The sequence below is a fragment of the Bdellovibrio sp. ArHS genome, from assembly GCF_000786105.1.
GTDB lineage: Bacteria > Bdellovibrionota > Bdellovibrionia > Bdellovibrionales > Bdellovibrionaceae > Bdellovibrio.
Genome location: NZ_JTEV01000006.1, coordinates 172,484 through 186,944 on the forward strand (window position 1 = coordinate 172,484; position 14,461 = coordinate 186,944).

13 protein-coding genes are annotated in these 14,461 nt (G+C 48.4%); 3 read left to right on the top strand and 10 right to left on the bottom strand.

Annotated features, from left to right (window positions below; all coding sequences use genetic code 11):
* Window positions 1-34 precede the first annotated feature (34 nt).
* Together OM95_RS03805 and OM95_RS03810 are read left to right on the top strand one after the other, a co-directional pair.
* On the top strand, window positions 35-1,141 hold the full coding sequence (locus tag OM95_RS03805; protein ID WP_291515530.1) for a hypothetical protein: 1,107 nt from the start codon (window positions 35-37) through the stop codon (window positions 1,139-1,141).
* A complete protein-coding gene (locus tag OM95_RS03810; RefSeq protein WP_041870436.1) occupies window positions 1,138-1,563 on the top strand; it encodes a hypothetical protein in 426 nt (141 codons plus the stop codon). Before OM95_RS03805 ends, OM95_RS03810 begins: the two co-directional genes overlap by 4 nt.
* On the opposite strand, the gene tpiA is transcribed toward OM95_RS03810, so the two are convergent.
* From tpiA to tpx, 10 genes are all read right to left on the bottom strand, one after another.
* Window positions 1,564-2,289, bottom strand: coding sequence for a triose-phosphate isomerase (gene tpiA, locus OM95_RS03815; protein WP_041870437.1), 726 nt, complete (start codon window positions 2,287-2,289; stop codon window positions 1,564-1,566).
* A gap of 9 nt (window positions 2,290-2,298) precedes the next feature.
* Complete coding sequence (locus tag OM95_RS03820) at window positions 2,299-2,703, bottom strand: MAPEG family protein (RefSeq protein ID WP_041870439.1); 405 nt, start codon at window positions 2,701-2,703, stop codon at window positions 2,299-2,301.
* 2 nt (window positions 2,704-2,705) lie between these two features.
* Window positions 2,706-3,908: a phosphoglycerate kinase gene (locus OM95_RS03825; RefSeq protein ID WP_041870440.1), complete on the bottom strand. Its 1,203-nt coding sequence runs from the start codon at window positions 3,906-3,908 to the stop codon at window positions 2,706-2,708.
* 60 nt (window positions 3,909-3,968) lie between these two features.
* A complete protein-coding gene (gene gap, locus OM95_RS03830) occupies window positions 3,969-4,976 on the bottom strand; it encodes a type I glyceraldehyde-3-phosphate dehydrogenase (protein WP_041870442.1) in 1,008 nt (335 codons plus the stop codon).
* A gap of 116 nt (window positions 4,977-5,092) precedes the next feature.
* Window positions 5,093-6,070, bottom strand: coding sequence for a beta-sandwich domain-containing protein (locus OM95_RS03835; RefSeq protein ID WP_041870444.1), 978 nt, complete (start codon window positions 6,068-6,070; stop codon window positions 5,093-5,095).
* Between the two features lie 42 nt (window positions 6,071-6,112).
* Window positions 6,113-7,534, bottom strand: coding sequence for a beta-sandwich domain-containing protein (locus tag OM95_RS03840; protein WP_041870446.1), 1,422 nt, complete (start codon window positions 7,532-7,534; stop codon window positions 6,113-6,115).
* A 209-nt stretch (window positions 7,535-7,743) separates the two neighbouring features.
* Window positions 7,744-9,303, bottom strand: coding sequence for a beta-sandwich domain-containing protein (locus OM95_RS17075; RefSeq protein WP_291515531.1), 1,560 nt, complete (start codon window positions 9,301-9,303; stop codon window positions 7,744-7,746).
* Window positions 9,304-9,373: 70 nt separating this feature from the next.
* Window positions 9,374-10,936: a beta-sandwich domain-containing protein gene (locus OM95_RS03850; RefSeq protein WP_041870448.1), complete on the bottom strand. Its 1,563-nt coding sequence runs from the start codon at window positions 10,934-10,936 to the stop codon at window positions 9,374-9,376.
* A 252-nt stretch (window positions 10,937-11,188) separates the two neighbouring features.
* Window positions 11,189-12,541: a PAS domain-containing protein gene (locus tag OM95_RS03855; protein ID WP_041870449.1), complete on the bottom strand. Its 1,353-nt coding sequence runs from the start codon at window positions 12,539-12,541 to the stop codon at window positions 11,189-11,191.
* Between the two features lie 310 nt (window positions 12,542-12,851).
* On the bottom strand, window positions 12,852-13,352 hold the full coding sequence (gene tpx, locus OM95_RS03860; RefSeq protein WP_041870450.1) for a thiol peroxidase: 501 nt from the start codon (window positions 13,350-13,352) through the stop codon (window positions 12,852-12,854).
* A 181-nt stretch (window positions 13,353-13,533) separates the two neighbouring features.
* Here tpx and OM95_RS03865 point away from each other — a divergent pair, with 181 nt between their 5' ends.
* Window positions 13,534-14,382: a trypsin-like serine protease gene (locus OM95_RS03865; RefSeq protein ID WP_291515532.1), complete on the top strand. Its 849-nt coding sequence runs from the start codon at window positions 13,534-13,536 to the stop codon at window positions 14,380-14,382.
* Window positions 14,383-14,461: the final 79 nt, after the last annotated feature.

A 14,461-nucleotide genomic window follows, 5' to 3' on the forward strand; every position in this document is an offset into this window, starting at 1 on the left:
CGCTTGATCTCCGAAGAGAACTTCAGGAGTCAATTTGAGATTATCTAAACGCTTGCTGCACATTTCTTTATCGGTTGCGATTTTCGCGTCGTCTGCGTTCGCGCAAAGACCTGAAGAGTTGCAAGAGCTTATCTTGACGGGTGATCTCTATGGTCGCTCGTCGGTCGACTTCAGAAAAAACGCTCGCAATATTCAATATTTGGTTCCGGAAGGTTCTGAAGGAACCGTCGTCGAAACACGCAAACTGAACCGCACCGGTTCGTATGGGATCAAAGTTCGTATCACGAAAGTCGCCGGCAAAGGTGGCAAAAACGTTCCGCAAGTGGGCGACGAAACCTGGGTTTATTTCTCGCAAAAAGACCCTTGGCTGACATTCAAAGACCGTCAGGGTTCTGAAGTGCAAGACCCGGAAGTAGCCCTTACTTCCCGCGCACGCAAAGATGGCGCCGGGTTGCCGGTTGAAGGAACTCAAGCGGCCCCTCATCTGCCCACCAAAGAAGAAGTTTTGCGTGAACAGAAGCCCGAGAAATCTGAAGATCCCAATTTAGCGAAGACCACTGATCCGAAAAAAACAGAGGGCGATTTCTGTGCAACGTGCGCCACTCAACAAAAAACACCGGCGGAAAGAAACCGGGCAGACTTGAGCAACGTCAGTCAGGAGGCCGTACAACGAAGTCCGGCAGTCCCTGATTCGAAATGGAGCAACTATCCGACGGTCGCAAAGTATTCGTCGAGCAAAGAAGTCGAAGCCTCCATTAAATATGGTATGCGCAACAAAGAACGTCGCTCAAAAAAACTTTGCTATCGTTACGTTAAACGGGCCCTTTTAGGGGGCGATCTGGTGAATGACTATCTTCCAGGCTCAAAAGCACGCTACGCTGTGGGCGATCTTAAACGCCGAGGCTTTACGAACATGCTTGAAGATCCACGCTTTAAAAATCTTATCAAAAGTCCCGCAGATGCGCCTAAAGGAGCTGTGCTGGTTTATCGCAACACACGCGACCGTAATCACGCAGGTCATGCGGAAATTAAAACCGACTGGGGTAAAAACGGTGGTTATGTCAGCGACTTCTATCGCTCGAACAATCAGCCACTTTACAACCGTGAACTTATTGGTGTGATGATTAAGGAGGACAAATGAGACCTCTTCTAGCTTTGTTTGTGGTTTCTTTTATCGCACTTTCGGTTTCGGCAACGACTCTTCAAGACTCTGTCCAAAAACTTCAGAATTTTTCCGCGAAAGATTTCGAAGGCGCCAAAGACGACGAAGCTGTCGCCGCGAAGACTCAGGAAATGCTCAAAACCGTTGAACAGACTGTGGAAGCAGCGCTGAACGGAAAAGAGAAAATCTCGAACGACGCTCTTAAGGAACTGGCGCGAGTCTCTGCTTTGACATTTGCTCACGACCCTTCAGAGGCCGCTTCGGAAATCTTATTGCCTTTGTACAAAAAAGAAAAAAAGGCTTTCGAAAAAGCCTTGAGGTCCCTACCTAAACAAGACGCAAAGGATTTGAAAGAATCCTTGAGGAACGCCGCCCGCGAAGAAGATGAAGGCAACGGTTGATTATACCGTTGCGATCTCGATAAAGGACTTCACTTCCAAAGAAGCCCCACCCACTAAAAATCCGTTTACATGAGGCTGCTGGATAAGACCCGCAGCATTGTCTGGCTTCACACTGCCGCCATAAAGAATCGGACTTTGTGCAAAATCCAGTTTCTGCAAAATACTGAATACATCCGTGTGGGTTTCCGCAACCTGTTCAGGAGTCGCAACCTTCCCTGTGCCGATCGCCCAAACGGGCTCGTAGGCAATAACCACGGGTTTGGTCTTATCGGCCTTCGCCAAGCCTTGCAGTAACTGAGTTTCACAAACGCGGAAGGTGTGTTTGGCTTCACGCTCTTCCAAAGTTTCGCCGATGCACAGCATGGGGATCAGCCCCAAACTTTGGGTGAAGGCCACCTTTTCCGCGATCATCGCATCGGTTTCGCCAAAAATCTTGCGGCGCTCGCTGTGCCCGATCAGGACATAACTTCCCCCCAGATCCTTCACAACTTGCGCCGAGTTTTCACCGGTAAAGGCACCCTGTGCTTGAAAGTAGGCATTCTGAACGCCCCACTTGATATTCGTGCCTTGCAGGCTGGCGCTTGTGGCCTCTAAAGAAATCGCTGGCGGAAAAAACACCACTTCACCAGTGGCTCTTCCGCTCACCTCTTTGAATTGCGCGAAGAACTCGCGAGTTTCTTTAGGAGATTTGAAAAGCTTCCAGTTCGCAGCAAAGATTTTTTTCATCACGGCCCCCTATTTAAAAAATTGAACCAGCAACATCACCGAAGAGCCGAGCATCACCACGCCCGTCAAAGTCATTCCTAAGGTTCGACCTCGACTGACCGAGCGAGACCCCCAAAGCCCCCACGCATGCGCCACTCGGGAAAGAATCAACAGAATCCAATAAGTATGAAGGAAAACTGGCGTGGCTTTATTGAACTCTAGAACAATCAAGATCAATGACAAAAAAGGCACGTATTCACCGAAATTTCCGTGAATACGTATAACCTGTTCCATCAAGGGGTTTTGCCCCGACCCTAATCCCACTCGGTGTTTCCAACGATTGCGGATCACGTTTACGGTCAAGGCAAAGTACATCAGAACCAAAATGCTCAGATAAGGAAGCGCAATATGGATCTGAGAAGAAAAAAGATTCATGACTATCTTTTCAATCTCAGGATTTCAAGCCCCGGAAGTTTGTCGCCTTGAAGGTATTCAAGAGACGCCCCGCCACCAGTTGAAATATGAGTCATCTTGTCAGCAAAGCCCGACGCTTCCGCCGCGGCTGCCGAGTCCCCGCCGCCAACAATCTTCACCGCGTTGCTTTCCGCAATGGCCTGAGCCACACCGAAAGTTCCTTTGGCAAAGGCTGGCGTTTCAAAAACGCCCATAGGGCCGTTCCAGAAAATAGTTCCGGCTTCGCGCAAAGCTGTCGCATAGTTTTGGATAGTTTTAGGACCAATATCCACCGCCAACTCATCGTCAGGGATGACAACATCTTTGGTCGTGCGCGCGCTTGCTGTATCACCGAATGACTTTGTCGTGACATGGTCGACGGGCAACAGAATAGTTTTGTTGCGAGCTTCGATACGCTCGATCATTTCTTTTGCATACTTCAGTTTGTCGTTTTCAACCAATGATTTCCCGACAGAAATTCCTTGGGCCTTTAAGAAAGTGTACGCCATCGCGCCACCGATGATGAAGCCATCAACGACATCCATCAATCTTTCGATAACCGCAATTTTGTCGGAAACTTTGGAACCGCCCATTAAAGCCAAGTAAGGACGCTTTGGATTCTGTAAAAGAGAATCCAACATCGTGATCTCTTTTTCGATCAAAAAGCCAATGCCTTTATCCTTCATCACTGAAGGCAAAGCATGAATGGTCGCATGCGCGCGGTGCGAGGCCCCGAAAGCATCGTTGATATAGATATCACTGTAGTTGGCAATTTTTTGCGCAAACTCTACAGAGTCTTTGGTTTCTCCCGCCTCGAAACGCACGTTTTCAAGCAGGATCAACTGATTCTTTTTCAATGATTGCAGAAGATGTTTGGGAGCATCTGAATCCGGATCCTCAACCAAAATAACTTCCGCGCTAAGAAGCTCTTGCAGGCGCTTCGCCACAGGCTCTAGCGAAAACTCTTTGTCTTCCTTTGTTTTAGGACGTCCCAAATGAGAAGCCATCACCAGTTTTGCACCTTTTTCCATGCAATACTTGATCGTCGGCAAAGACGCCGTGATGCGGTTCTCATCTGTGATCTTGCCGTTTTCCATAGGCACATTCAAATCCAGACGCAGGAAAACCACTTTGCCTTCAAGTTCAAAATCGCGCACTGTTTTAATGCCTTTTAGACCATTAGCCATTCCATATCCTTTATTACTTCAATTGCGGCGCCTGACCGACGCCTCCACTGCCGCCAGACCTTAGAGTCCTTTTTTTGCCATGTAGTGAGCCACGTCCACCATGCGATTTGAGAAGCCCGTCTCGTTATCATACCAAGAAAGAACTTTCACCATACGAGGACCGACAACCATTGTCGAAGCCAAGTCGACGATAGAAGAATGTTTATTGCCATTGAAGTCGACGCTGACAAGTTCGTTGTGTTCAACCGCCAAAACACCTTTTAAAGCGCCTTGAGAAGCCGCAATCAAGGCTTCGTTCACTGACTCTTTCGTCACGTCCTTTTTTGCTGTGAAGGTGAAATCTACAAGAGAAACATTCGGAGTTGGCACACGAATAGAGATACCGTCAATACGGCCTTTCAATTCAGGCAGAACCAAGCCCACGTTCTTTGCGGCACCGGTCGTCGTCGGAATCATGCTCACGGCAGCGGCACGGGCACGACGCAAGTCCTTGTGAGGAGCGTCCAGGATTTTTTGATCATTCGTATAAGAGTGAACTGTCATCATGGTGCCGTGCTCGATACCGAAAGACTCGTTAAGAACTTTCGCCAATGGCGCTAGACAGTTCGTGGTGCAAGAAGCGTTAGAAACCACGTGGTGTTTTGCCGGGTCGTATGACTCATGGTTGATACCATAAACCATTGTCAAATCCGCCCCTTTTTCCGCAGGGCCTGAAACCAGAACGCGTTTCGCTCCACCAGTGATGTGTTGCATGAACTCAGCTTTATCTTTGAAAGCTCCCGTACATTCTAAAACCAGGTCAACGCCCCAGTCTTTCCAAGGAATCTCTGCGGGATTGCGTGTTTTAGAAACATGGATCTTTTTGCCGTTAACAACTAAGTCGTGGCCTTGAACCGAAACTTCCGCAGGGAAGATGCCGTGGGCAGAGTCGTACTTCAAAAGATGCGCATTTCCTTCAATGCTATCCAAAGAATTGATTCCGACTACTTCAAATTGTTCAAAACCTGCACGGAATAGAACGCGACCGATACGACCAAAACCGTTGATACCAACACGCAATTTAGACATGAGTGAGCTCCTTATTTTTAAACCCACTCACTATCGACTTTTAGAGACAAAAAAGCCAGTCTAGACACTCTTGGTCATAGACTGGCGTCGAGGAAGCTAGTAGCTCCGAATTGGCACTAGTAGCGAGAACCACTCAGTGACGGATAAGCCTCATTGGAGATCGCCTTCACAATAAGATCCGCACTTCCGCCCATAGACTCGGCGCGAAGATCAATCACTTGGACGCGGTCGCGAGAGTTCAATCTCTCTGAAATGACAGCGCCACCAGAATAGATCGTGCCTGTTTGAGTCAATTGACGGATCTGGATGCGCTCATTTCTATCCGTGTAAAGAACTGCTTCGTGGATTTTTAATCCCGCCGCCAAAGCATGAACTTCGATCTGTTCCAAAGACAATGGTTGTCTTAAAGTCACACGCACCCATTCACCACCCGTACGACGAGTCACATTCACGATGCGAGTCGAACCCTCATACCGAGCTTGGTAAGAAGATGGGGGCGGAGGAGGAAGTGGACGCGAAGGAACCTCTGGATAGCGCGGTGGCTGAGTCGGCTCGTGACGACCCGGACCATTGTGACCGTTACCACGACCGCCGAAACGCACTTCTGTTTCACGGACCTCATACCAAGAACCGTCGGGGCGAGAACAAGCAATACCGCGAGTTTCCTCAGAGCGGTTATTCAGATAAATCACAGAGTTGTATTCACGGCAATATTCGCCAGTCCGATTGTTATAACCTTCACGCGTTGTTGTGAAGGATCCACGAGCACCGGTACGACCGCCATAACGACGACCATCCCAGTCCTCACGCTCACCAAGACGGTTGCGCAAAGCACGGCGTTGTGCTTCTTCACACGCGCGACGATCAGCCTCGTCCATATCACGACCAACTTTACCGCCGATCATAGTTCCCGCAATGGCACCGATAATAATGGCCGCTTTGTTACCATTACCTTTACCGATTTGCGTACCAATACCGCCGCCAATAATACCACCGATAATATTGCCGATCGTCTCTTTGTCAGCAAATGCGGGACTCGCATATTGCATCACAGACACGACAACCAACGAGCCAAGTACCAGTTTCTTTTTCATGAAGTCTCCTTCGGTTAATAAAACAATCCGTTAAAACTTTTCCTATTTTAAATCTTGAACTCTCACAATACTGCTGCCGGAGTAGCCGGCTAAATGGACCCGCGCCATACCGTTTGAATACACCGCAATCACAGTCGCGCGATAGTAGCCCGAATAAAGATACGTTCTGCCAATACGAGCATCCCGGACTGAATAAGCAAGATCATTGACATGACCACTGGCGGACCCACTGTAGCCATCCAACTGGAACAACGCCTGACCATTATCATAAAACTCCAAAGCACGGCCCGGGTAACTGCCCGAATAAAGGATATCCGCGCCCGCACACATCGTGCGTTCTCGGTTGCAAGAAGAGGCTTTAGAGAAATTTTGAGCATCGATGAAACTGGTGGATGCATATCCAGCGAACTTCACCTCCAACAGGCCGTTTTCAAATGCACTGACAACAGACACTGAATAGCCTCCTGTATAAATGCCGCGATCACCTTGACAGATATTCTTCACACAACGGGCCGCCTTTGCGAATTCACGCAAAGAAATGAAGGTCTCTTGGGCGTAGCCTCGCAGGCGCACCATGATCAATGAGTTCGAATAGGTCTTAACCACCGTTGCTTTGTAGGCACTGGCGTAAACTCCTTCATCTCCGGCACAGACGTTTTGCTGACAGCGAGTTGCTTTGGCTAGATCACTCATAGAGACCCGGTTTTCACCGTAGCCATTAAGACGAACGCGGGTTTCGGAGGCCGAGATATAGGTCACAACTCCCGGATAGCTCCTGGCATAAAGTACTTCATCGCCGACACGAATGACATTGTCTTCATAAGTCGCAGGACGATCGGGACGAACACCCCCCGGCGGTGGCGGCGGAGGAGGTGTAGAGGGGCGCGTCGGTGTTACGGGGGCGGTTGCTATTTCCACCGTCACCGTCATTTTAGGTACAGAATCGCTGGCTAAAGCAGTGATCATCACATCTGCTTCCGCCGAATAAGATTCAGCCAAAACTTCAATGGACACGATGCGAGCGTTGGCCGTCAAGTTTTCAGATGCCACCACCGCGCCAGTCGCCAAAACGTCTGTTTGTGAAAGCTGACGGACGTCAATTCTTTGACCTTGTTCTGTAACTAAAGTGGTTTTGTGAATCTTAACTCTGCTTTGGGTGACTCTTAAGTCTAAACGTAATAGCGTTAAAGCTTCAGAAAGCTTCAATGTATGAAGTGTTCCGCCCGACTTACGCGAAATGGAATTGAGCGATGCCGATCCTGCGAATTGAGTCACGGGTGCTGAAGTGTTTTCCGCCGGTTTCGGCGTTACTGGCTGCTGTTCTACAGGCTGTTCAACAGAAGTTGTTGGCGGCGCCAGGTCGACGTCATCAAAGCTAGGTAGGTCATCAATTGTTTGCGCAAAAGCTGTGTTTTGTATCAAGCTTAAAGCTGCCATCATTTTGACAAGCAGACGACGATTCATAAACGCTCCTCGTTTTTATTCCGAACGCTAACCTCCAAAGACCGTGCCCGATGAAGAGATCCTGAGCGACGGATATATTCCCTCTAAAGTTTCGACAGCTGTCTCAAAATTAGACAGGCGACACTTTTGGCGTCGCTCTTTTGTCGCACTTGAAAACAAAAAGGGCCCCGCAACGGAGGCCCTGACTTCATCTAACTTTCGCTCTAGATCTAGCGACGCAACAAGTAACCACAACGAGTCATACTTGCCACCTTATTAACCGCGTACTTCACGGCCCCATCTGCGGTCATGTTCAAACCACTGGATGAATAGGCGAAGCGGTATTCATCTCTGAACTTCGGCCAAATGGTATGGTTAACAAAAGACGCATCTTCACAGCCCGACTCCACCCAGTTACGTCCAAATGTCGCCGCCGCCGTTGATGTCATATTTAAGCCGTCGCTCGCGTAAGCGAAGCCTTTTGCCGCACGAAGATCGACAGCCATTTTATTTGCTTCTTGTACTGTCACGTTCTCCACATTCTTAAGAGCATAAGCGCGGGCTGCCGTCGTCGTCATATCCAATCCATCTGTGGCATAAGCAACACTATAGAGTGCTGAGAAGCGATCTTTATATTCTGTAAGCGTACCGCAGCGGTGAGTACTATTGTAATCCAACGCCCATTGAGTCGCCGCGGACTCCGTCATATCCAAACCATTCGTTGCATACGCAAAATTTTTCGCAGCGTAGAATTGCTGGTGATCTTGATCCGCGCAGAAGCCCTTCAACGAACGACCGTCATCGACAGGCGGACGGCCCGGCTGAACTGGCGGCGCCGGAGGACGCGGCATATTCAATTGAAGTTCCGGATAACCATCCAATGACAAAGCTTTCACGATCGCGGCAGAAACACCACCGTAAGACTCCAGACGTAGATCAATTGCCACAATGGCTTCGCGAATATTCAAATTTTCAGAAATCACTGATGATCCCGCATTTAAGACAGGGCCATTCGTCAACTGCTGAACTGGAATTCGTGCGGAAGATTGAGTCACCACACTGGCTTCGTGAACTTTAAGACGCTGTGACCACACGATCAACTCCAAACGCTCTAGGCGCAAAGGCTGACGCAGTAAAAGGCGATACCACTCGCCGCCTGTTCGGCGCGTAATGTTGTCAATCATTGCAGTGCCTTCGCGCAAAGACTGAACTGGCGGCGGCATAGGTGGACGCTCAGGTCTTTGCGGACGATCCGGGAAGCGTGGCGGACGAGAGTTGTCGGGACGAGAGCCAAAGCGAATTTCGGTCTCTTGAACCTCATACCAGGATCCATCGGCGCGGGAACAAGCAATACCGCGTGTTTCTTCTGTACGACCGCGAACTTGAATTACGCTGACGTACTCACGGCAATATTCATTGGTTCTGACATTATAGCCTTCACGAGTCGAGGTGAAGCTTCCTCGCGCTCCCGAACGGGAACCGTAAGATCGCCCATCCCAGTCCGTACGTTGATTCAACTGCTCACGCAAAGCACGTTGTTGGGCCTCATTGAAAGCACGGCGATCAGCTTCGTCAAGATCGCGCCCCACTTGACCGCCGATCATTGTACCGGCAATCGAGCCGATGATAATCGCCGCAGTATTGCCATTGCCCTTGCCAATTTGCGAGCCAATAGCGCCGCCGATAACACCACCAATAATATTGCCGATAGTTTCCTTATCCGCTTTCGCGGGAATCGCCTGCATCACGGTAGAAGCGACCAACATTCCTAAGATAAATTGTTTTTTCATAAAATCTCCAAAAAATATTTAATCTGTATTCAATTTCTATTTTCTAAGAACTTGCCATTGCCGTTTCGATTCATCGAACTCGTTTGGCAAGTCTGTCAGAGTGAACGTAAGTATCATAATACCCGCTGCGTTTCACCATGACGATGCCATTGGCATAAACTTCAGCCGCGACGGCTTGGGACCCATTATAAAAAATCGCGTCCCCCTGGCAGATGCGATTGTTTTTTTCGCATCTCACTGCCGGTGACACTTGATCGGAGGTTGGATAAGCATCGTAATATCCCGAGCGTTTAAAACGGATAATACCTTTGAAAACTTTTTCCGCTACGCCCGAACTATTACTGTAGTAAACCCGGTCCCCTTGGCAGATCCCACGGTCACACTTGACCTCTGGCGCCAATGAATCTTCATGCGGGAATGAATTGTAGTAGCCATCTCTTGCGATGAGAGCATGCCCATTTGCATAAGCGGCCTTAACTAAGCCTTGAGACCCAGAATAATGAACGTGCATACCCTTACAAATGCCTTTTTTGGGAGTACAATTTACTTCTGCGGCAATAAGGCCTACATCGACGACAGTGTCATAGTACTCTGGACGAGAAAGCACCGCTTTTTTAACATCGAAAATAGCTTTAATCTTACCTGCCGAGGATGAATAAATGACATTGCTGCCTTTGCAGATAGAGCCCAAGCAGTCTACTTCCTTGCCGATAGAATCTGCATCAACAAAAGAGTCGTAATATCCTTCACGAACGACCAGCACTTTGCCATTGGTAAAGACTTCTTTTGCCTTTCCCATGCCACCAGAAACCAGGACTACATCCTTCACACAAATACGTCCTTTAGAGGTGCATCTTACCGATTTTGCAAGCTGATCCAACGAAACCGTCGTGTCATAGTACCCTTCGCGCTTCAAGTTCACTTTTCCATTCGAATAGACACCCAGGACGACCCCAACAGAGTTATTATAATAAACACGGTCGCCTGTGCTGATGATATAGTCTGACTCCGATGGTTGGTACGGCTGTGGACGAGACTCCTCTGCCTTCGGCGGCGTTACCGGCGGTGGCGGTGGCACCGGTCGCGAAGGCTGAATAGGCGCTGCGATCGAACGCAGCTTCATTACCGGCACGTCTCTATCCGCGATCGCAGTTAAAAGCATATTCGCCTCAGCACCGTAAGATTCTGCGACCACTTCGATCGCTGCGACACGGTCACTTTGGTTCAAACTTTCAGAAGAAACCACGGCACCCGCTTCAAGAACGGCCGAGTTTTTTAAACTTTTTACGTCTACACGCAAGCCTGTATCCGTGATTAGAGTCATACCGTGCACTTTTAGTTTTTGTGCGGTCACTCGCAGATCTACTCTGACTAAAGACAGTGCTTGCCTTAGATCGACGGTATAAATTGTTCCATTGGACTTTCTAGAAATGGAGTTGATCGAAACGGAACCGGCAAGCAGATTCGCCACCGGCGCGGCCGTGACCGGTGTCTCCGATGCAACCACCGGGGCCGGGGTTTGGTTGACAACGGTCTCTTCCTCAAAACTAGGAAGATCTTCAATGCCTGAGGCTTGTGCCAAGTGCGACGTCATTAAAGACACCGCCATTAGCGCTTTCGTAAACGCTTTCATAGTATTTCTCCGACTTTATGATTTACGTGCATTATTTAGAGTCGGACCAGTTGCCCCAAGAATTACAGCCAGCCCAAATTCCGAAGCGAAACAATCCAAAGATCATGCCTGACAGGGAAAACTCTGAAAGTGAGGTAATTTTGTTTAGAAACACGAGAAGGTGTTTAAAGAATCCACAGACACCAAAAAAGGGACACAAATAGCGTCACTTGCTCTCGAAGAGATCCGTGACGACAGAGAAGTCATGAAGAATTAGATCGCGATCAAATCACCCGCTTTGCCAAGGTCATTGGTCATCGTTTGATTATGTTGAACAAGCTCTGAACACATCGCAAGTCCGCTCTGGCATTCTGATTCAAGGTTTTTAAGACTTTTTTTAAACGTCTCTGTGAGAGCTTCCATCTCCTGCAGTCGGGCACTCAAAGATTCCGACTTGCTTCCCGTCCGCGCCATTTCAATCTTTCCAACGACATGAATGACACCCATGCCATTGGTCACTTTGGCAAGAGCTTCGATCGAGGACAAAAGCAACTTGTTCGCCTGAATAAGCTCCTTGGAAGTTGTTGTCACTTTATTAAAGTTAGCACCAATGAGGTCCATCAAAAGCGAACTATTAAAGAACAATAGTTTTTCCCGAGCTTCCGTCGACTCACCCGCCGCATCGTTCTTTTGAAAATGCTCGTCCATTAAATGCTTCATCATCTCGATCTGAAAACGAGACGTCGCAATGGAGCTGTACATCGCAAAAACAGATTTTTCGTAATTCTGAAAGATCTCTTCGAAATTGGCGGAAATCGTGGCGATTTCTTCCGTCAGCCTTTCAAGATTGTTCGAGACAACACTTAAAGGCTTCCCCGCATCACCCAGCTTTGCCGAGGAAATTGTCAAATTCACTGTGACAAATTTGACGTCACGACAGGTTTTTACGATAGCCCGAGACTCTTGGACCAGGTCATTCATCTTAACGAACATCTGCCGTGTTTTTGCAAAGGACTGCCTGGTCGCAGTCAAACATTTATCCACCAGCTGCGCAAACTCGTTTATATTTCCCTGTGCTGATTTTGCTTTCCGCAGAGCGTGCCCGATACGCTCCTTTAACAAAGAATCCCGGGAAACAATTTCTTCCACCAGAGCCTGTTTCATGAAATCGTCGTAACTGGCAAAACCAAATCCACGAAGCGCCTGCTGAATCAAAGCCACACCCTCTTCCAATGTCGCGCCATCGGCTTCCTGAGCAAGGACCTGTTTGTAGAGTTCCTGAACTTTGGCGAAATAAACCGAAGTGGGCTTCAGTCGAATAGAAAGGTATCCATCGCGCATAGGGAAGGCCATGGCGAACACCCAGTAATACTTCCCATTTTTACTTCTATTTTTGACATAGGCAGCGATCGGCTTGCCTTCTTTAAGAAAGGTCCAAAAGAGTTTAAACACGGACCGAGGCATATCTTCATGACGGATGATATTGTGCGGACGCCTCAGCAATTCTTCTTCGGTGTACTCGCTGACACGAACAAAAACGGCATTGCCGGATTCAATAATTCCTTTTTGATCCGTTTTCGAAAAAAATAGCTCCTGCAGATCGAAAGCTGACTCTTGTTCACTCATAAAACGTCCTTGTTGAACAATAGTTTAAAAGCTCATTCTTTTAATATTATAAACGAATCGCTTTGGCCTGATCAGAGGTTTGTAAAGAAACGGCCAAAGTCCACCGCTGTCTGATTAGAATTCTTGCAAATCTGCAATGCGATTTTTTACTCAAAGCGCGTAGTTTCTTTACGGATGGAAAATATCTCACGACGAGACGGTGAATTTTATTTTATTCAAGCTTGATTGAATTTGAGATTTCTTTCGAGAAAGAGAAGAAAACGTCTTAATCTGCGGTGGCGAGACGGAGACGTCTCGCCCGCAAGAAACTTTAAGCGAGGACTGCCGCCAAGGCCGCTTCATAATTTGGTTCATTAACGATCTCAGAAACTTGCTCAGCGTGAAGAACTTTGTTGTCTTCAGAAAGCACAACTACGGCTCTAGAAAGAAGTCCCGCCAACGGAGAATCTTCAATTTGCAAGCCCCATTCTTTGCCAAAACCGCTGCGGAAAGACGAAACTGTTTCACAGTTCTTGATTCCTTCTGCGCCACAGAAACGAGCTTGGGCAAAGGGCAGATCCGCCGAGATATTTAAAACAATCGTGTTGTTCAGCTTCGCCGCCTCTTGATTGAATTTTCGTACTGAGGCCGCGCAAGTGCCCGTATCAACACTGGGAAAAATATTAAGTACTTTCTTTTTTCCCGCGAAATGAGCCAGGGACACTTCAGACAAATCATTTTTTACAAGTTTGAAGTCCTTGACCGTACTTCCTTTGGTTGGAAGTTCTCCAGATGTTTTAACTGGATTTCCTTTAAGAGTGATATTCGCCATATTAACTCCTTATGTTAGATGGAAAATGACTTCCCTACGGTAGTCCTGCGTCTGTCATCGCGCAAGAAAAATGCCTCGCGCCGTCCCAACATCAGCCATGTCTTTTCACAACTTACCGTATCGTCACCTGAGTGAACTGCGAAGTCCCGCTATAACAACCCGCCCATGCAAGGAGAAAATTTTGAAAAAGTCACTGTTGTTAATCGTGTCCACGGCCCTATTCACAGCTTGTTCTCCGGATATCAGTTCTCACGATACGCTGATCGCAGAATCAGATTCGGCAGTTATCGGCGGTCAGGCGATCACAGAACGAGTCACGGAAGCTGCGCGCAGTGTGATCCTTGTCGAAATGACGAACCGCTGGGGACAAAGTTTGGGTTTTTGCACAGGCACTTTGATCGGACCCCATAGCGCTTTGACAGCGGGACACTGCTTCGACAAACAACGTCTACCCACTTTATCGGGCGTCAACATTATCTTTACCAACAAAAAATACTCCATGTATCAGCGCGCTCAGGCACAACGCCACGGCGTCGACTGGAAGATTCATCCGAACTACAACAGCACGCGAAAATTTTTCGATCATGATATCGCGGTCGTCCGTTTCGACGGCACGATCCCCGATGGTTTTAACCCCGTCGCTTTCGACACCGATCCACAGGCGGACTATTCAAATGAAGAAGTCTATGTGTATGGCTATGGGCGCTCCAAAGACTACACGGGAAAAAGAAATCAGGACATCTATGCTTACCTTGGCCAACTTCATCGCGGCATCCTGAAAATCAATTCACTTTATCATCGTGCGGAAGATCGCTATTGGACTGTGCCCGGCGCCGAAACATCCATCTGCCAGGGCGACTCGGGCGGCCCGCAATTCTATCATAAAGCAGGCGTCCTTAAGATCATCGGTGTCAACTCTGCCGTCCTGGGACCGAAGCTTCCTAACGGTCAATACAGCTGCAAAGGCGTCACTCAGGCCACGAAGGTCGGCGCGGCTTCGGGCTGGATTATAGAAACAATCAGAAACTGATCCAGGAGTCTGGTTGTGAGCGCGAGGGATTTGGTGCGGAGGAAATACTTTATCGGTGCTCCGTTCAGCACGGCCTCCT